Annotated in this window: 19 protein-coding genes and 1 tRNA gene; 10 read left to right on the plus strand and 10 right to left on the minus strand. The window is 67.2% G+C overall.

Annotated elements, in window-relative coordinates:
* Positions 1 to 46: 46 nt before the first annotated feature.
* The gene (locus CFB43_RS03765) at positions 47 to 1,375 is read left to right on the plus strand and encodes an aminotransferase class I/II-fold pyridoxal phosphate-dependent enzyme (protein WP_039361294.1); all 1,329 of its coding nucleotides are present in this window, start codon (positions 47 to 49) and stop codon (positions 1,373 to 1,375) included.
* Complete coding sequence (locus CFB43_RS03770; protein WP_089494159.1) at positions 1,372 to 2,052, plus strand: GNAT family N-acetyltransferase; 681 nt, start codon at positions 1,372 to 1,374, stop codon at positions 2,050 to 2,052. Before CFB43_RS03765 ends, CFB43_RS03770 begins: the two co-directional genes overlap by 4 nt.
* 24 nt (positions 2,053 to 2,076) lie before the next feature.
* Here the strand turns inward: CFB43_RS03770 and CFB43_RS03775 are convergent, their stop codons facing one another.
* Complete coding sequence (locus CFB43_RS03775) at positions 2,077 to 2,910, minus strand: class II glutamine amidotransferase (RefSeq protein ID WP_089494160.1); 834 nt, start codon at positions 2,908 to 2,910, stop codon at positions 2,077 to 2,079.
* 220 nt (positions 2,911 to 3,130) lie between these two features.
* Positions 3,131 to 3,460, minus strand: coding sequence for a carboxymuconolactone decarboxylase family protein (locus CFB43_RS03780; RefSeq protein ID WP_011351062.1), 330 nt, complete (start codon positions 3,458 to 3,460; stop codon positions 3,131 to 3,133).
* 129 nt (positions 3,461 to 3,589) lie between these two features.
* On the opposite strand from CFB43_RS03780, the gene CFB43_RS03785 reads away from it, so the two are divergent.
* The 8 genes from CFB43_RS03785 to CFB43_RS03820 all read left to right on the plus strand — a co-directional run bounded on the left by CFB43_RS03785 (position 3,590) and on the right by CFB43_RS03820 (position 10,828).
* Positions 3,590 to 4,537 (plus strand): cupin domain-containing protein, encoded by a 948-nt coding sequence (locus CFB43_RS03785; RefSeq protein WP_089494161.1) that lies wholly within the window; start codon positions 3,590 to 3,592, stop codon positions 4,535 to 4,537.
* 103 nt (positions 4,538 to 4,640) lie between these two features.
* A complete protein-coding gene (yiaA, locus tag CFB43_RS03790) occupies positions 4,641 to 5,084 on the plus strand; it encodes an inner membrane protein YiaA (protein ID WP_089494162.1) in 444 nt (147 codons plus the stop codon).
* A 139-nt stretch (positions 5,085 to 5,223) separates the two neighbouring features.
* Positions 5,224 to 6,288 (plus strand): glycosyltransferase, encoded by a 1,065-nt coding sequence (locus tag CFB43_RS03795; protein ID WP_089494163.1) that lies wholly within the window; start codon positions 5,224 to 5,226, stop codon positions 6,286 to 6,288.
* A gap of 65 nt (positions 6,289 to 6,353) precedes the next feature.
* Positions 6,354 to 7,370, plus strand: a complete 1,017-nt coding sequence (locus CFB43_RS03800) for a hypothetical protein (RefSeq protein WP_089494164.1) — start codon at positions 6,354 to 6,356, stop codon at positions 7,368 to 7,370.
* Positions 7,367 to 8,116 (plus strand): hypothetical protein, encoded by a 750-nt coding sequence (locus CFB43_RS03805; protein WP_089494165.1) that lies wholly within the window; start codon positions 7,367 to 7,369, stop codon positions 8,114 to 8,116. The genes CFB43_RS03800 and CFB43_RS03805 overlap by 4 nt, the downstream gene beginning before the upstream one ends.
* Positions 8,113 to 9,270: a hypothetical protein gene (locus CFB43_RS03810; protein WP_089494166.1), complete on the plus strand. Its 1,158-nt coding sequence runs from the start codon at positions 8,113 to 8,115 to the stop codon at positions 9,268 to 9,270. Before CFB43_RS03805 ends, CFB43_RS03810 begins: the two co-directional genes overlap by 4 nt.
* Entirely contained in the window at positions 9,246 to 9,884 is a 639-nt protein-coding gene (locus tag CFB43_RS03815; RefSeq protein ID WP_256989910.1) for a phosphatase PAP2 family protein, read from the plus strand. The genes CFB43_RS03810 and CFB43_RS03815 overlap by 25 nt, the downstream gene beginning before the upstream one ends.
* Positions 9,881 to 10,828 carry a fatty acid desaturase family protein gene (locus CFB43_RS03820; RefSeq protein WP_089494167.1) on the plus strand — a complete coding sequence of 316 codons (948 nt, stop codon included), beginning with the start codon at positions 9,881 to 9,883 and terminating at the stop codon, positions 10,826 to 10,828. Before CFB43_RS03815 ends, CFB43_RS03820 begins: the two co-directional genes overlap by 4 nt.
* A 147-nt stretch (positions 10,829 to 10,975) precedes the next feature.
* Here CFB43_RS03820 and CFB43_RS03825 read toward each other — a convergent pair.
* The 8 genes from CFB43_RS03825 to ybgC all read right to left on the minus strand — a co-directional run bounded on the left by CFB43_RS03825 (position 10,976) and on the right by ybgC (position 16,667).
* Positions 10,976 to 11,052 (minus strand) — tRNA-Lys (locus CFB43_RS03825).
* A gap of 108 nt (positions 11,053 to 11,160) precedes the next feature.
* The gene (gene ybgF, locus CFB43_RS03830) at positions 11,161 to 11,910 is read right to left on the minus strand and encodes a tol-pal system protein YbgF (protein ID WP_071333989.1); all 750 of its coding nucleotides are present in this window, start codon (positions 11,908 to 11,910) and stop codon (positions 11,161 to 11,163) included.
* A gap of 19 nt (positions 11,911 to 11,929) precedes the next feature.
* Positions 11,930 to 12,442 carry a peptidoglycan-associated lipoprotein Pal gene (pal, locus tag CFB43_RS03835; protein WP_089424598.1) on the minus strand — a complete coding sequence of 171 codons (513 nt, stop codon included), beginning with the start codon at positions 12,440 to 12,442 and terminating at the stop codon, positions 11,930 to 11,932.
* Positions 12,443 to 12,459: 17 nt separating this feature from the next.
* The gene (tolB, locus tag CFB43_RS03840) at positions 12,460 to 13,755 is read right to left on the minus strand and encodes a Tol-Pal system beta propeller repeat protein TolB (protein WP_043189432.1); all 1,296 of its coding nucleotides are present in this window, start codon (positions 13,753 to 13,755) and stop codon (positions 12,460 to 12,462) included.
* Positions 13,756 to 13,864: 109 nt separating this feature from the next.
* Positions 13,865 to 14,917 (minus strand): cell envelope integrity protein TolA, encoded by a 1,053-nt coding sequence (tolA, locus tag CFB43_RS03845; protein ID WP_089494168.1) that lies wholly within the window; start codon positions 14,915 to 14,917, stop codon positions 13,865 to 13,867.
* On the minus strand, positions 14,914 to 15,363 hold the full coding sequence (tolR, locus tag CFB43_RS03850; protein ID WP_011351075.1) for a protein TolR: 450 nt from the start codon (positions 15,361 to 15,363) through the stop codon (positions 14,914 to 14,916). The genes tolA and tolR overlap by 4 nt, the downstream gene beginning before the upstream one ends.
* Before the next feature lie 10 nt (positions 15,364 to 15,373).
* Positions 15,374 to 16,051 (minus strand): protein TolQ, encoded by a 678-nt coding sequence (gene tolQ, locus CFB43_RS03855; RefSeq protein WP_021157170.1) that lies wholly within the window; start codon positions 16,049 to 16,051, stop codon positions 15,374 to 15,376.
* 130 nt (positions 16,052 to 16,181) lie between these two features.
* The gene (gene ybgC / locus CFB43_RS03860; RefSeq protein WP_089439317.1) at positions 16,182 to 16,667 is read right to left on the minus strand and encodes a tol-pal system-associated acyl-CoA thioesterase; all 486 of its coding nucleotides are present in this window, start codon (positions 16,665 to 16,667) and stop codon (positions 16,182 to 16,184) included.
* Positions 16,668 to 16,706: the final 39 nt, after the last annotated feature.

The following is a 16,706-nucleotide window of genomic DNA, read 5'->3' on the forward strand; positions in this document are numbered from 1 at the left end:
TGCGCGGCGTAACATAGCGCCTTTTCGAGATACAGCGAAGGAAGCAATGGCACTGGGAGAGCATCTTCGCCAGCAACTGGCGGCGAAAGCGCTGAAACGGCAACTGGAGCGCGCGACCGATGCGGCCGCGGCACCGGGCGTGCCCGGCACGCTGGCCGCGCAGACCGCATCGGCGCGCAGCCGCTTCGAATCGATGCCGCAGTATCAGCAGGTCCGGATCATGCGCGAGATGGGCGAGAAGTTGCGCGTCGACTCGCCGTTTTTCCGCGTGCATGAAGGCGTGGCCGGCGCGACGACGCAGATCGGCGGCCGCGAGTACCTGAACTTCGCGAACTACAACTACCTCGGCCTGGCCGGCGATCCGGCCGTGTCGTCACGCGCGAAAGCCGCGATCGACCGCTACGGCACGTCGGCCTCCGCAAGCCGGATGGTCGCGGGCGAGCGTCCGGTGCAGCGCGATCTCGAGCGCGCGCTGGCCGCGTTCTACGAGACCGACGACTGTGTCGCGTTCGTGAGCGGCCATGCGACGAACGTGACCGTGATCGGTGCGCTGTTCGGCCCCGGCGATCTGGTCGTCCACGATTCGCTCGCGCACAACAGCATCGTGCAGGGCGCGCAGCTGAGCGGCGCGAAGCGGCTGAGCTTCGCGCACAACGACTGGCAGGCGCTCGACGAACTGCTGTCGCGCGTGCGCCGGGAATACCGGCACGTGCTGATCGCGATCGAAGGGCTGTACAGCATGGACGGCGATTTTCCCGACCTGCAGCGTTTCGTCGACGTGAAGACGCGCCACGGTGCATTCCTGCTGGTCGACGAGGCGCATTCGCTCGGCGTGCTCGGCGCGACCGGCAAGGGCATCCGCGAGCATTGCGGCGTCGCGCCCGACCAGGTCGACATGTGGATGGGCACGATGAGCAAGACGCTGGCCGGCTGCGGCGGTTTCATCGCCGGCTGCCAGCCGCTGGTCGACATGCTGCGGCACCTGGCGCCGGGCTTTCTGTACAGCGTCGGGCTCGCGCCGACGCTCGCCGAAGCGTCGCTGGCCGCGCTCGAGCGTCTGCAGGCCGAGCCGGAGCGCGTCGCGCAATTGCAGGCGCGCGGGCGGCAGTTCCTGACCGAGGCGCGCGCCGCCGGGCTGAATACCGGCACGAGTGCCGGGTTCGCGGTCGTGCCGGTGATCACGGGGAGCTCGCTGAAGGCCGCGCAATGGGCCAATGCGATGTTCGACGAAGGGATCAACGTGCAGCCGATCTTCTATCCGGCCGTCGAGGAAAAGGCCGCACGCCTGCGCTTCTTCATCTGCTCGACGCACGAGCCGGAGCAGATCAGCCGGACGGTCGCCGTGTTGTCGCGTCTCGCGGGGCGCAGCGCATGACGCTGGCCGGTGCGTTCGCGCAAGCGGTGCCGCGCACTGGTGAGCGCGTGCGGTTTCGTGCGGCGCATGCGGGCGACGCGGCGGCATGCGCGTCGCTCGTGTTTGCGTCCGGCGTGGCCGAATTCGGGTTCTTTCTCGGTGAAAGCGACGCACGCTGTATTGCTTTCCTGCAGCAGGCGTTTCGGTCGCGATACGGGCGCTTTTCATGGCGCCGGCATCGTGTCGCAGTCGCCGACGATGACAATGGCACCGTGCTCGCCGTAATGGCGATCCACGACGGACAGCGGACGATGTTCGACGATGTGCATATCGTGTGGGCACTGGCGCGCTTCTTCGGTGTGCGCCGCACGATCGGCCAGTTGTTGCGCGGGCTGATCCTCGAAACGGAAATTCCGGCACCGAAGCGTTCGCAGATCCTCGTCGCGCATTGCGCGACCGACCAACGGCAACGCGGCACGGGGATCTTCAGCGCACTGTTTCGCGATGCGCTGGACACCGGCGCATTGCCCACCGACGGCAGCCGCGACGTCGTGCTCGACGTGCTGACGCGCAACGTGCGGGCCCGCGCGCTGTATGAACGGCTCGGGTTCACCTCGCTGCCGCGGCCGCGTGCACGGTCGCGTCGGCTGCCCGCCGAACTGGATTCGGTCCGGATGCGGTTGTCGCGCCGCGCCTGACGGCGCGAGTGACAGCCCGCCGCGCTACTTGTGCCGCGGCCCGAACGGCCGCTGCTGCACATCGCCGCCCTGCGCGACGATCGCCATGCTCTCCGGCACTTCCTCCCACGCGCCCCGCAAGTCGACGAGTGGCTCGGACACGACCATGAACGCGTCGTCGCCGGCTTCGGCGATGCGCGGGTTGTGCGGATACAGCTCGTGCAGGTGCTTGAACGACGTACTGTGGAACAGCGAGCGCGACTGCCGTTCGCTCGAATAGCGCACCGCGATGATCCGTTCGCCGTCGGTCGCGCAGATCGTCATGTTGAGCGGGTCGGCCACGCGATGCCGCGCGGCGCTCTCCTCGACCACGCCGACCATCCGCTCGAGCGCCGGCAGCGGCGTCTGCTCGAGGCCGTAGGTCAGCGCGAGGCGGAACATCAGTTCGGAGTCGGTCGAGCCTTCGAGTGTCGGGAACAGCGCGGGATCGACCTTCATCGTCAGGTCGCGGCGCAGCTTGTGAAAATCGCGGATCAGCCCGTTGTGCGCGAACAGCCAGCGGCCGTGGCGGAACGGGGGGCAGTTGGTTTCCTGCACGGGGGTGTCGGTGGCCGCGCGGATGTGCGCGATGAACATCCGCGAGCGGATCGCGCGTGCGGCTTCGCGCAGGTTGCGGTCGTTCCACGCGGGATGCACGGAGCGGTAGCGGAACGGGAGTTCGTCGGGGCGCCCGTACCAGCCGATGCCGAAGCCGTCGCCGTTGGTGGTCGTCGCCCCCAGCTCCGAATGCAGGCTCTGGTCGATCAGCGAATGCTTCGCGCGGAACAGGACGGTCTCGAGATGAATCGGATTACCCGTATAGGCGAGCCAGCGGCACATGGAGCGCTCCTTCACGATGGATCGTTCGCAGCATGGTAGCCGACTTCGCGGCGCATCCGTGCCTGGGCGCACGCGGCCAGTCATTCGGGCAGGTAAGCTGGCCAATCTTCATACATCGGGTGCCTCCCCGGATGCGCGATGCGCCACCGCTCGGCCATGCAGCCAAAGCGGCCAATGCGGCCGGGCGCCACCCCCGACGGTAGCACCGCGGCCGTCAGGTTCACTCGCCGAGCGCGTCCATCACACGCGCCGAATAGACGAGCGCCGCACCCGCGTTCAGCGCAATCGCGACGCCGAGCGCTTCCGCCACTTCCTCCTTGGTCGCGCCATGCTTGGCCGCTTCCGCGGTGTGCACGGCGATACAACCGTCGCAGCGCGTCGTGACGGCGACCGCGAGCGCGATCAGTTCGCGCGTCTTCGCGTCGAGATGGCCCGTCTTGGCGCCGGCGCCCGACAGCGCCTTGTAGCCGGCCAGCGTATCGGGCGACAGCTTGGCGATCTCGCCGATGCGCGTCGAGAGTTCCTTCCGGTATTCGTTCCAGTTCAGCATGATGCGTCCTTTCGAGTTGGGGTGAGGAGGGCGGCGGGGGCCGCGATCTCGGGCGATGCAGGGCTATTCTGATCGCTCGCGCTGAGGGTTTCGATACGCTAGAGTGTCAATTTTTAGCGCGATCGTCTCATGGATGCGTTGAGTCAACTCCTATCGCTGGGCCGCAGCCATGTCGAGCTCGACGTGCGATGCCTGCTCGACGGGCCGTTCGCGATGCCGCACGACCCGCTGCCGTCCGGCGAGGCGGCGTTTCACCTGGTGCTGGCCGGAACCTGCCGGCTGCGTACCGCGGACGGGCGCACGTTGCAGCTCGCCGACGGCGATTTCGTGCTGCTGCCCGCGGGTGGCGCGCACGATCTGCTCGACGCAGGGGCCGGCCGGTCGCGGCCGGCTACGGCGCTGCGCGAACAGGGCGCCGGCGGCGGCGCGGTATTGCCGGTCAAGTCGAATCTCGATCCGGCCGAACCAGGCGGCGCGAGCGTGGACCTGCTGTGCGGGCGGTTCGTCTATGCGCGCGGCGCAGGCGAATTGCTGATGCGCACGCTGCCGCACGTGCTGCATGTCGGGTTGCGCGAGGCGTCGGGGTTCGCGCCGCTGCAACTGCTGACGAGCGTGCTGCGCACCGAGGCGTCGAACGGGCAGCCAGGCGCCGGCGCGATCGTGAACGCGCTCGGCCAGGCGCTGCTCGCGTACGCCCTGCGCGCATACGGGCGGGGTGCGCGCGTGCCGTCGGGCTGGCTGGCGCTGGCGGCCGACGCGCGGCTCGGCCCGTCGGTCCAGGCCGTGCTGCAGGCGCCGGAGAAACCTTGGACGGTCGAGTCGCTCGGCGACGCCTCTGCGATGTCGCGCGCGACGTACGCACGGCATTTCCGCGAGCGGGCCGGGATGAGCGTCGGCGCGTTCGTCGCGCAGATCCGGATGATGCACGCGTGCGCGCTGCTGCAGGATACGCAGCGCGGGCAGGCGGAAATCGGCCAGGCGGTCGGCTACCAGTCCGAGGCCGCCTTCGGCAAGGCGTTTCGAGCCGTGCTCGGCACGACGCCGGGACGCTGGCGGCGGGCGCAGCGCGGCATGTAAGACTGCAAGCGACGCTGTCGTGGCGCGCGCCAAAGCTGCTACCATGCGCGAAACGCAGTTCAACGAAAACGATTCCGAACAAAAAGAAAGAGAGGGCAAAGCAATGAGCCAGACCACCATCCAGCAGCCGTCGTTCGCGTTCGTGGCCGCGTCGTGGGCCGCGCTGCTCGCCGGTTTCGCGGCATTCCTGATCGGTCTGTGGAACGCCGGCATGCAGCTCAACGAGAAGGGCTATTACTTCACCGTGCTGGTGTTCGGTCTGTATGCGGCCATCTCGCTGCAGAAGAGCGTCCGCGACCGCGCGGAAGGCATTCCCGTCACCGGCATCTACTACGGCCTCAGCTGGATCGCGCTGCTGCTGTCGATCGCGCTGCTGGTCGTCGGCCTCTTCAACGCAACGCTGCAGTTGAGCGAGAAGGGCTTCTACGCGATGTCGTTCGTGCTCGCGCTGTTCGGTTCCGTGGCCGTGCAGAAGAACACGCGTGACTTGCAGAACGCGAAGCCGCGCTATCCCGACGCCGAATCGGCGCCGTCCGTCCAGGAGTGACGGCACGCGAAGCGGGCGCCGTCCAGGCCGCCCGTTTTGCGACGACGGGCGCGGGCGACCCGCATTCGCCGATGCGCCGCGGGCTCCCCGCCCATTCGTTTCATCCATGCCGGTGCGCATGACGATGGAGATATTCCGGATGCCAGACTTCACAGAAACCACGCGGCACACCCGCGCGGCTGCTCGCGCCGTGGCGGCGCGGGCAGCGCTCGTGCTCGAGACGAACAACCTGCGCGGCGGCGCGGGGCTCGTGCAGGCCGTCGACAGCCTGAAGCGTCTCGTCTCGGCGCTGTCGAAGCAGACCGTGCCGCCTGCGGCGCTCGCGCAATGGATCATCACGCACGACGGGCTGCCGGCCGATGCGTGCCAGGAGATCGCCGCGCTGGCCGGCCGCCCGATCGACTTCGTCGAGATCGGCGCGAGCACCGGCTACTACGATGCGAAGAACGACGGGTTCGACCGGGTCGACGCGGCCCGCTGCGACATCGTCGTGTTCGGCGATGCCGATTGCCGGCCGGCCGACGACTGGCTCGAGCATCTGCTCGCACCGTTCGCGCGCGAAGCCGGCGATGCGCCCGCCGCGGTGGCGGGGCGCACCAGCTATGCGCCGACCGTGCTCGGCACCGCGCTGACGTCGATCGATTTCATGTATTTCCCGAGCCCGCTGCGTGACGGTGCGACGCGCAATTTCTACGCGAACAACGTCGCGTTCCGCCGCGACGTGTTCGCGCAATTCCGCTACGAGCCGCTCGACGGCGTCTATCGCGCGCATTGCCAGGTGATGGGGCTGCGGATGCAGGCAGCCGGCGTGGCCGTCGAGTTCGCACCGGCCGCGCACACCGAACATCGGCTGCCGGACACGCAACGCGAATCGCTGAAGCTGCGCTGGATGCGCGGCGAGGACAGCGTCGGCCTGACGCCGTATCTCGTGAACGCGTACCTGCCGCGCGGCTGGCAGTGGCTCGGCCGCAGCGGCCCGCTCGGCCCGTTCTGCGTGATGGCGATGCGGCTCGGCTACAGCCTGCGCGCGCTGAATCATCAGCAGTTGCCGCAGCTAGGCGTCGTCCGCTATCTCGCGGCCGTCGGCGTCACGATCGCGGCGTCCGCCATCGATACGCTCGGCGCGCTCGCACGCGGTTTCGGTCTCACCGGGCATGCATCGGCCCGGCGCGATCTCGACGCGCTGTCCTATCACCGTCATTGAACCGGCGCCGCGCATCACGCGCGGCCACGACACGCCGACCCCCTGCACCCATCCTGACAACGACCATGTCCACGCTCGCCACCCGTGTTGCCTGCCTCGCCCTGTTTGTCGCCAGCGCTGGCGCCCATGCCGCGCCGGTCGACCATGCGGGGCGCGGGATCTACCACTTCGCATCGCAAAGCGGCTGCCCGTTCATGAACGTGGCAGCCGCGGACTGCAATCGCGTCGCGCTCGATGCGCCGGACGTTCACGCGAGCATCGATACCGATGCGCACGCGATCGTCTTCTCGAGCGATGCGACGCGCCGCACGAAGGACGTGCTCGGCGACGTGCTGCTGCAGGGCACGGGCGTCGACGGCGAAGGCCGGCGCGTGCCGCTGAGCGTGCACGTGCTGCTGCGTCGCGATGGCGCGAAATGGGACCGCGACGTGTACGTTCATGCGCCCGTGCACGGCACGTTCAACGACGTTCGGATCGATCCGTATCGCGTGCGTGTGAAGGAAGGCGAGGGCGAGCGTGACGTACTCACGCCAGACGAAACGCTGGCGCTGTTCGCGCATCCGTCGCTTGCATCGCGGCTCGCGCGGCATCTCGTGAAGGTGAGTGCGACCGATCCGAAGCAGCCGTTCGCGGACGACATCACGATTGGGCTCGGCGTCGGCGGCCTGACGAAGTCGGTCGCGCGTGCGAGCTTTGCATCGAACGCGCCGCACGATGCCGACGTCGATCGCGCGCTCGCATCCGGCACGTGGACGATTCGCTTCGATGCGCTGAGCAATCACATTCCGGTGTGGGTCGCCCGGCGCGAGCTGTTCCTGTTCGGCCTCGACGGCAGTGCGCTGGTGAAGGACGTGCTCACGCGCGGCTTCAGGAAGAACGACCGGATCGAATTCGGCGCGCGTGACGGCAGCGGCTATCTGCGCGTCAACGGCCGCGAGGAAGCGTTTGCGGGGGCGACCGCATCCGCGCACGCGTTCATGCAGGAAAGCTTCATCGGCCTGATCCTCGGATGGCGTCGCGATCCTGCCGGCGCTGCGGCGGCTGCGACGAAATCCGCGTCTGCACGAGGCGAGCCGGCATGAGCGCGGCAGGCGAACTGCCGGCGTCGCCGCAGGCAGCGCACGATGCACGCTTCGAATGTATTGAGGCGCCGGTGCCGCGCGGCGCGGCGCGGGTGCGCGCGTACCTCGTCGATCGCCTCAAGCGGGCGGCGATCCGGCGGTTGCATCGCAGCGTACATGGCGAGCGCTGGGTGCTGCACATGTACCTGATCGGCGAGGAAGCGACCGAGTGCGCATTGCACGAGGACTGGACCGGACAGCCGCCGGACTGGCTTGCACCGCGGATCGAGCAGCACCTCGCGGACGAGCGTCGTCACGCCGCTGCATTCGCCGATGCGCTGCGCGAGCGCGGCGTCGCGCCGTCGACTGCATCGCATGAGCCTGACTGGTTGAGCCGGCGCAAGATCATGCGATGGCGTCGGCTCGCGCAGCGCCATGCGCCGCATTTCTCGCAAGGCGTACTCGTGCCGGCCTATGCGACGGGCCTTTGCGCGGAACAGATGGCGATGCGCGTGCTCGCGCGTCACTGCGCGACGATCGGCGATGCCCATCCGTTGTATCCGCTGCTCTCGCGCGTGCTCGCCGACGAGACACGGCATGTCCGGCTCTGCTCGGACACGCTGCGCCGTCTGGTTGCACCGTCCGAGGCGGCGCATCTCGCCGCGTTGCTGAACGAGATCCGCGCGATCGAGGCCGGTTTCGGCGTGACGGGCGCGCTGGCGATGGTCGCGGCCGGCTGGTTCCAGTCGCTTCGTCCGCGCGCATGATGCCGCGGATCGTCTATCTCGCGACGGCCGACGCACGCGGCCACCTGATGCGCGCGCAACTGCTTGTACATGCGCTGCGTGCGGCCGGCGCGCAGGTCGACGTGCTGACGACGTCCGAGGCGGGGCAGGCGTTCCTGGCTGCATTCGACATCGACGCGGCCGTGCTGTCCCATCACTACGCGGTGCAGTTCGACGAACGCCAGAACATGCTGCGCGACGCGACCGATCGCAATGTCGCGCACTACGTGTTCAGACCGACGCGCATGCTGCGAGACATCGCGCGGTTGCGTGCGATCGTCCGCGATGCCGATCTCGTGATCAACGACTCGTTTCATCCGGCGCTGCTGTTCATGGGGGCGATGCCGGGCTGGCGGCGCCGCATCGTCCACGTGTATGGCGGCAGCCTGCGCCGCGCGTTGACCGCGAATTTCGATGCACGGCTGCCGCGCGCACTGGCGCGTGCATTTGCACGGATCGTCGACTGGCAGATCGATTCGGCGCGGTGCTGCATCGAACACGATTTTGCGTACGATGCCGCCGATGACGTCCGGCGGTCGTGCGCGCATTATCGACTGCCGACGCCAGTGCCGATCGTCGCCGGGCAACCCGCTTCGGAACCGGCTGCAGCCGCCATTTATCTGAACCCGCACTTTCGCGATATCGCGCTCGCCGATGCGTTGTCGGTCGGCCTGCGCGACGCGGGGCTCGCCATCCATCGCGTGGGCGAGGGCTACGCCGGACACGACGGCTGGACCGGGGTCGACGCCGACTGGGTGACGCGCGCCGCCCATGCGCCGCTGATCGTGTCGGCGCCCGACATGGCCGCGCTGTCGATCGCACGCGTGTATCAGCGCCCGATCCTGCTCGTGCAGTCCGACCAGCCCGAGCAGGCGAGCAACGCCGCGCGCGCCGCGCAACTGCAACTCCTGCATCGCGTCGTCACGTGGCGCGGCGACGCGGCCGTGTTCCAGCGGGACGTCGGGCAGGCTGCCGCCGAGCTGATGCGCCATCCCGGTACGCAGGCAGGAACGATCGCCGGCCGCGAGCATGCGCGTGCGCGCGTCGACGCATGGACGTCGCGCCTCCTCGCGTTGCGTCCGCATGCGAAGGTGGCCGATACGGAGACGCGATGCGAGGCGCCGGCACCACGATGAGTTCGCTGTCGTTTCGTGACGATCGCCGGCCGGATATCCGGCAGATGCTGGCCGCGACGTTCGGCATGGCAGCCGGCCTCGCGATCTTCTTTCTGCTGGAGCGCAGCGTCACGCCGCGCTTCGTGTTTGCCTCGTCGATCGATGCGCGGATTCCGTTCACCGCATGGTCGTGGTTCGTCTATGTCGGCTTCTTTCCGTTCGTGATCGCGCTTGCCGCATATGCGCGGCCGCCCGCGTTCGCCGCGTTCAAGGAGGCCGTGCTGATCGCGTTCGTGCTCGGTGTCGTGTGCTTCCTGCTGTTTCCCGAAGCGGTGCCGCGGCCCGACGTCGCGGAGATCGGCAATACGTTCGTGCGTCACCGTCTCGCACGCATGTGGCAGCTCGATCTCGCGGCCAATGGTTTTCCGAGCCTGCATGTCGCGGTGACCTGCCTCGCCTGCCGGATGCTGACGGACCGTCGACGGCTCGTGACCGCGGCGGTCGGCCTGCTGATCTGCGCGTCGACGCTGACGCTCAAGCAGCATACGGTCGTCGATGTGCTGGGCGGCGTGGCGCTCGCGATGGTCAGTGCGCTGTGGGTCGAGCGGCGATCGCTGCGCGGGAGGTTCGTGTGACGGATGCCCTTGTTCATCATGCCGGGCCGAATGCCGAGCTTGCTCGGTTCGTGCCCGATCCCGCGCTGTTTCGCGTGAGCGCATTGCGTGTGGGTGCGGCGTTGGCAGGCGACTGGCTGATGATTGCCGTCGCGTTCGCGGTTGCAATCGCGTTGGCGCATCCGCTCGTGTACGCGTTGGCCGCGATCGTGATCGCGCGCAGCCAGCTTGCGCTCGCGGTCATGATGCACGAAGGCGCGCACGGTTTGCTGGCGCGGAACCGGCGCGTCAACGACGCGCTGGGCCAACTGTTCGCGGCCGGCCCGCTGTGGCTGTCGCTGCGAACGTATCGTGCCGGCCATCTGAAGCACCATCGCGCACCGATGGAGGCGGACGATCCCGTCGCGCTGCTGTTCGGCGTGCACGACTATCCGGTGACGCGCGGGCGGCTGATCGGCCGCCTGCTCGCATACGCATGCGGGATCGGCTACGTGACGAGCGTCGTGAAGCTCGCCCGCGGCGAGTTTGCGCATGCGTTGCCGAAGGTCGGGAAGTCGCGCGCGTATGTCGCGTGGGAAGTCGCGTCGATGCTGGCCGGCAACGGTGTGCTGTTCGGCGCGCTCGCATGGGCCGGACATCCGCTGCTGTACGTCACGTTGTGGATCGTGCCGTCCGTCACGCTGCTGCCGCTCGCCGGGCAGGTGCGCGCGATCTTCGAGCATGCGGGGCTGCCGGCCGGTGCCGACCAGAGCCGCAACGCGCGCACGATCGTCCGGCGTTCGTGGCAGACGTTCCTGTTCGGACCGCACGCGATTCATTTTCATATCGAACATCACCTGTTCGCGCGGATGCCGTTCCATCACCTGCCGGTCGTGCATCGGCAGCTTGTGCAGCGGCAGTTGCTGCCCGACGGCAATCTGTACACGGGATATGGTGGCGTGCTGCGCGACGTGAGCGTGCGCTGACGCACGGGCGGGTGTCCGGTGGCGGAGTAGGGAGAGTGCGGCTGAGTGTGTCGCAGACATCACCGGGATGCCGCGCTTCGATACGGATGCGACAGACGCAAAAAAGCCTCCACTTGGGAGGCTTTGATTTGCACTATCGAAGATAGTTGGTAGGGTGGGAGGGACTCGAACCCTCGACTCTCTGATTAAAAGTCAGATACTCTAACCAACTGAGTTACCACCCCACGTTCTTGAAACCTGTTGGTTCGTTGCTTCAACAACTTGGGCAACGACCCAAAGAGCAAAAGATTATAGCGACGGATTGTCAGGCTGTCAACAACCCGCCGCGATAATTATTTGATCGACTCGATCTTGCCCTGCGCGGTCTGCGCTGCATTCGACCCGGCGTACTGCGACACGACCTGCTCGAACGTCTTCTTCGCGGCCGCCTTCTGGCCTTGTTCGAGCTGGTTCGTGCCGATTGCCACCAGCGCGTCGGCTGCGCGCGGATGCTGCGGGAACTTGCTGACGATCCCTTGCCACGTTGCAGTCGAACCGCGGTAGTCGCGCAGCGCGTATTGCGCATTGCCATACCAGTACTGCGCGGTCGGCTGGTAGGGGCTCTGCGGATACTTCGCGATGAACGCGCGGAACGAAGCCGCGGCCGCCTTGAAGTTGCCGTTGCGGAACTGCTGCTGCGCCGCATTGAGCGCATCCGTTTCACCCGGCTGCACGGTGCCTTCGACACCATCGATCGTCGCCTGCTGCGGCTCGAACTTCTTGAGCCGCGTGTCGAGATCCTGGTAGTACTCCTTCTGCTGCCGCTCGAGCGTCGTCAGCCGGTTCGTCAGGTCCTCGTTCTCGCCGCGCAGCGTCGCGACCTGCTGGTTCAGCTGGTCGAGACGGCCGGATTGATCGAGGATCGTACGCTGGGCGGCGGACAACTGGCTCGCCAGATTGTCGGTTTTGCTGCGCAGATCGAGCACGGCGCGGCGCGCTTCGTTGTCGTCGAACACGCCGGCGTGCGCCGGCGCGGCCGACCACGCCGCGCCGGCGACGCAGAATGCTGCGGCAACGCGCAGCAGGGATACACGGTGCGTCATACGGCGATTCTTCCGTTACTTACTGTTGGTAGACGAGGTCGGCGCGACGGTTCTGCGCCCACGATGCTTCGTCGTGACCCGCTGCCTGCGGCTTTTCCTTGCCGAGGCTCACGGCTTCCATTTGCGAATCGTTCACGCCGAGCAGTGCCATCGCACGACGGACCGCTTCCGCACGCTTCTGGCCCAGCGCGAGGTTGTACTCGCTCGTGCCGCGTTCGTCGGTGTTGCCCTGGATCAGCACGTGGCGCTGCGGGTGGCTCTTCAGGTACTGAGCGTGCTGCTGCATCAGCGGCTGGTACTCGTCCTTCACCGAATAGCTGTCGAAGTCGAAGTAGATGCTGCGCTTCGCGAGCGGGCTGTTGGGGTCGTTCAGCGGATCGACGTTCACTTGCGCGACGTTGTCGGCGCTCGGCTGCGTGCTGACGGCACCGCCGGCATTCGCCTTGTCGTCGAGCTTCACGCCCGACTTGCACGCTGCGAGCGCGCTGATCATCATCACGGCCAGGGCCAGACGAGCTTTATTCGACATCATGTTTACTCTCCTTGTGGTCATTGCATGAAGGGCCCCCACGACGGCTCACGTACGGAGCCGCCCTGGACGGACAGGATTTGCGGCGGCGCGCTGCCGTCCGAGGGCACTGCTGCCAGAACATTGCGACCACCCGACTGGGTAGCGTACAGAAGGTACTGGCCGTTTGCCGCGAAGCTCGGCGATTCGTCGCGATTCGTATTCGTGATGGCGTTCGCCGCGCCGGACTGCAGATCCTGAACGTACAGCTTGAAGCCCCCGCCCGTGCGGGAGATGTAAGCGAGCAGCTTGCCGTCCGGGCTGATGCGCGGACTCGTGTTGTAGCTGCCGGTGAAAGTCACGCGCTGCGCGGCGCCGGCGCTTTCGCCCTGTGCCGGCATCCGGTAGATCTGCGGCGCGCCGCCGCGATCGCTCGTGAAGTAGATCCAGCGGCCGTCCGGCGAGTAGAACGGCTCGGTGTCGATCGAGCTGCTCTGCGTGAGGCGGCGCAGGCCGCCGCCCGTCGAGTTGACCGTATAGATTTGCGTGTTACCCGTCAGCGACAGCGCGACGGCCAGCGTGTTGCTGTCCGGCGACCAGGCCGGTGCGCTGTTGTTGCCCTTCTGGTCGGAGACGATATAGCGACGGCCGGTCGGCAGGTCGTGGATGTAGACGATCGGCTTCTTGCGCTCGAACGAGACATACGCGACCTTCGTGCCGCTCGGCGACCAGGACGGCGAGATGATCGGTTCGGTGCTCGACAGCGCGATGCGCGCGTTCTGGCCGTCCGAATCCGAGATCTGCAACTGGTAGCGGTTACCGGTCTTGATCACGTACGACAGGCGCGTGGCGAACACGCCGCGCACGCCGAGCAGCTTCTGGTAGATGTAGTCGGCGATCTTGTGGCCGGCCGTGCGCAGCGTGGTGTCGGTGGCCGTCAGGGACAGGCCGCCGAGGCTTTGCTGCTTCACGGTGTCGTACAGGATGAAGTTGACCTTGTACTGGCCGTTCGCCTCGCGGTTCACGCTGCCGGCGACGAACGCATTCGCGCCCTTGGCCTTCCATGCGCCGAGATCGACCGATGCGCTCTCCGGCACGGGCGTGCTGCCGGCGTCGATGTTGGTGAATTTGCCGCTGCGGGCGAGGTCGGCGCGGACGATCGACGTGACCTGCTGCGGCAGGTTCGCCTCATTCGCGAAATTCGCCGTGGCGATGGGGAACTGGGTCGACCCGACACCGGTGATCAGCACGTTGACCTGGGCGTTAGCGGCGCTGCCCGCCGTAATCAGACACGAGGCCACGAGTGCCCTGAAACCTAGCTTTGTCATCAAACTCATGCTTCTTGCTTCCCGTATGGCTTGGATCGCTGCGCAACGGCAGAGACAGTAAAAATACCCGATTCGTTCCCGTCCGACAGCGACGCCCGGAGTGTAAGCGCAATTCTTTTCACTCCGCCGCCTTGAAGGTAATCGTAATGTCCGACGGGGTACGACCGTTAGAATCGGGCGGCAACGGGACCGACGCGTGGATTGCACTCACCACGGCTTGATCCCACCCCGAATTCCCGCTGGAGCGGGAAACCGATGCGCTCAATACGTCACCGGACGGCGTGCACCGAATCTTGACGACGGTGGTCAGGCCTGCTCGCTCACCGCCCCAAACGATATTCGGTTTGACGCGGCGGCGCACCTTGTCGGCATAGCCGGGCGTCGCGGCATTGCCGCCTGAGCCCGTGCCCGTGCCGCTTTTCGCGAGGCCTTCGCCGCCGCCTTCACCGGCGCCGGACAGGCCCTGCATCTGTGCCAGGCGTGCGCTGCGCTCGCGGTCGAGCTTCGCGTTCGCTGCCGCATTGGCCTTCGCGCGCGCCGTGGCTTCGGCCTTCGCCTTGGCCTGGGCTTCCGCCTTTGCCTTCGCGGCCGCGTCGGCCTTCGCCTTCGCCGCCTGCTGCGCTTCGAGTTGCGCCTGCTTCTGCTGCTGGAGTTTCTGCTGTTCGAGCTTCTGCTGCTCGGCGAGCTGCTGTTGCTTGAGCTTGTCGGCCTGCTTTTGCTTGTCGCGTTCCGCGGCCTTCTGCGCGGCGAGTGCGGCTGCCTGCGCCGCGAGCTGTGCGCGCCGGGCTTCCTCTTCCTGCTGGGCCTTCAGTTGCTGCGCGCGGCGCTGCTGCTCGAGCAGTGCTTCACGCGCGGCCGCTTCCTGCTGCCGCTTCTTCTGCTGCAGCGCGATGTCGGCCTGCTCGTCGCGCACCGGGGGAGGGGGCGGCGCGACCTTCACGGGCGGTGCGGGTGTGACAACGGGCCGCGGAGCCGGGACATCGGGCACCTCGGTCCACAGCTCGGCTTCGGCGCCGGCCGGCGTGCTGTTCTGCCACTGCACGCCGTGATACAGGAACAGCGCGAGCAGCACGTGCATCAGCGCGGCGAGCGCGAATGCGCGCCAGGTGCCGCGCTCGCGGGGAGGCTGAGGCGGGTAGGCGGAGCTGCGCGTGGATTGCTGCCGGTTCATTGCGATTTGACGAGGAGGCCGACGCGCTTGACGCCGCGCGCCTTCAGATCGGACATCACGGTCATGACGGCATCGTACTGCACCGTCTTGTCGGCCGCGATCACGACCGGCTGGTCGGGATGGTCAGCCTGCCGGGCCACGATGAAGCTGTCGAGCTCGGCCTTCGTCATCGTGTCTTCCTGGGTCGCGCCCGAGTCGCCCTTGTACTTGACGCTCATCGTGCGATCGGCCTTGATGTTGACGACGACGGGCGGCGTCTGCTCCTGCGGCGCGGCGTTGCCGACGGTCGGCAGGTTGATGATCGACGGGGCGACGAGCGGTGCGGTGACCATGAAGATCACGAGCAGCACCAGCATCACGTCGATGTACGGCACGACGTTGATGTCGGCCATTGCGCGGCGCGAGCGGCCGCCGCGCATGCTGGATCGGATGGGGCTTCCTGCCATGGCGCGCTCCTTACTGGGCCTGACGCTGCAGGATGTTCGAGAACTCTTCGATGAAGGTCTCGAAGCGGATCGCGAGGCGGTCGATGTCGTGCGCGTAGCGGTTGTACGCGACCACCGCCGGAATCGCGGCGAACAGGCCGATCGCGGTGGCGACGAGCGCCTCGGCGATGCCCGGTGCGACGTTGGCGAGCGTGGCCTGCTGCACGTTCGCGAGGCCGCGGAACGAGTTCATGATCCCCCAGACCGTGCCGAACAGACCGATGTACGGGCTGACCGAGCCGACCGATGCGAGGAACGCGAGGTTCGCTTCGAGCACGTCCATTTCACGCTGGAACGACGCGCGCATCGCGCGGCGCGCACCGTCGAGCACGAGGCCCGGATCGCTGATGCGTTTTTCCTTCGCCTTCAGGAATTCGCGCATGCCCGATTCGAAGATCCGCTCGAGTGCGCCGATCGTGTGGCGGTTGTTGGCTGCGCTCTGGTACAGCGCCTGCAGGTCGCCGCCCGACCAGAAATCCTTCTCGAAGCGTTCGGTCTGCGCGCGCGCGCGGCGGATCGCAAACCACTTGCGGAAGATGAAGGTCCACGACATCAGCGACAGCAGCAACAGCAGCCCCATCACGGCCTGGGCCAGCACGCTCGCGTTGAGGACGAGGGAAATGATCGACAGGTCTTGAGAAGTGTTCATAGAGGTTTGAGTAACGTCCCTTCGGGGCGCCCGGTATGCGTGTGGCGCGGCGCGCCGGCCATGCCTGGCGCCGAACCTTGCTTAGTATCGAATCAGAAAGGCAAGTTCATAGGCTTTGTCTAAACGGCGCTCATGCGAGCTTCGTTGACAGTGCAGTCTGCCCGTCGTCGATGACGGGCCCGCGCTGCAGCGCGTCGAGCACGGCCGGCGGGATGGCCGCTGGCCGGATGCCGGTACGGTCGACGCAGCCGAGACGGATGTGCCCGGCCACGAGCAGCGTGTCTCCGCACCAGGCTTCCTGCGCGAATTCCACCGACGCGCGGCCGATGCGGCCGGGCCGGCTCGTGATCGCCAGCGTGTCGTCGAGTCGCGCCGGGGCGCGGTAGTCGAGCGACGTGCTGCGGACGACGAAGATCGCGTCGGTGTCGTCGGCGAGCTGGCGCTGGTCGATGCCGCATGCGCGCAGCCACTCGGTGCGGGCGCGTTCGAAGAACTTCAGGTAGTTGGCATAGAAGACGATGCCGCCTGCGTCGGTATCCTCGTAGTACACGCGCACCGGCCAGATGAAGCCGGACGGCGCTTCCGGGGAGCGGGTAGGCTGGGTCATGGCGCGCATTCTACCGGAAGGCAAGGGCCTGATTCGTAACCGATTCGT

Source organism: Burkholderia sp. AU15512 (assembly GCF_002223325.1).
Lineage (GTDB): Bacteria > Pseudomonadota > Gammaproteobacteria > Burkholderiales > Burkholderiaceae > Burkholderia.

Bases quoted from the DNA above. Each gene is read 5' to 3' on its own strand.
- CFB43_RS03795 (WP_089494163.1), top strand. From the start codon at position 5,224: ATGCCAGACTTCACAGAAACCACGCGGCACACCCGCGCGGCTGCTCGC.
- CFB43_RS03770 (WP_089494159.1), top strand. From the start codon at position 1,372: ATGACGCTGGCCGGTGCGTTCGCGCAAGCGGTGCCGCGCACTGGTGAG.
- tolA (WP_089494168.1), bottom strand. From the start codon at position 14,917: ATGAACCGGCAGCAATCCACGCGCAGCTCCGCCTACCCGCCTCAGCCT.
- CFB43_RS03815 (WP_256989910.1), top strand. From the start codon at position 9,246: ATGCGAGGCGCCGGCACCACGATGAGTTCGCTGTCGTTTCGTGACGAT.
- tolQ (WP_021157170.1), bottom strand. From the start codon at position 16,051: ATGAACACTTCTCAAGACCTGTCGATCATTTCCCTCGTCCTCAACGCG.
- CFB43_RS03775 (WP_089494160.1), bottom strand. From the start codon at position 2,910: ATGTGCCGCTGGCTCGCCTATACGGGTAATCCGATTCATCTCGAGACC.
- tolB (WP_043189432.1), bottom strand. From the start codon at position 13,755: ATGAGTTTGATGACAAAGCTAGGTTTCAGGGCACTCGTGGCCTCGTGT.
- CFB43_RS03810 (WP_089494166.1), top strand. From the start codon at position 8,113: ATGATGCCGCGGATCGTCTATCTCGCGACGGCCGACGCACGCGGCCAC.
- tolR (WP_011351075.1), bottom strand. From the start codon at position 15,363: ATGGCAGGAAGCCCCATCCGATCCAGCATGCGCGGCGGCCGCTCGCGC.
- yiaA (WP_089494162.1), top strand. From the start codon at position 4,641: ATGAGCCAGACCACCATCCAGCAGCCGTCGTTCGCGTTCGTGGCCGCG.
- ybgF (WP_071333989.1), bottom strand. From the start codon at position 11,910: ATGACGCACCGTGTATCCCTGCTGCGCGTTGCCGCAGCATTCTGCGTC.
- pal (WP_089424598.1), bottom strand. From the start codon at position 12,442: ATGATGTCGAATAAAGCTCGTCTGGCCCTGGCCGTGATGATGATCAGC.
- CFB43_RS03780 (WP_011351062.1), bottom strand. From the start codon at position 3,460: ATGCTGAACTGGAACGAATACCGGAAGGAACTCTCGACGCGCATCGGC.
- ybgC (WP_089439317.1), bottom strand. From the start codon at position 16,667: ATGCGCGCCATGACCCAGCCTACCCGCTCCCCGGAAGCGCCGTCCGGC.
- CFB43_RS03805 (WP_089494165.1), top strand. From the start codon at position 7,367: ATGAGCGCGGCAGGCGAACTGCCGGCGTCGCCGCAGGCAGCGCACGAT.
- CFB43_RS03765 (WP_039361294.1), top strand. From the start codon at position 47: ATGGCACTGGGAGAGCATCTTCGCCAGCAACTGGCGGCGAAAGCGCTG.
- CFB43_RS03800 (WP_089494164.1), top strand. From the start codon at position 6,354: ATGTCCACGCTCGCCACCCGTGTTGCCTGCCTCGCCCTGTTTGTCGCC.
- CFB43_RS03785 (WP_089494161.1), top strand. From the start codon at position 3,590: ATGGATGCGTTGAGTCAACTCCTATCGCTGGGCCGCAGCCATGTCGAG.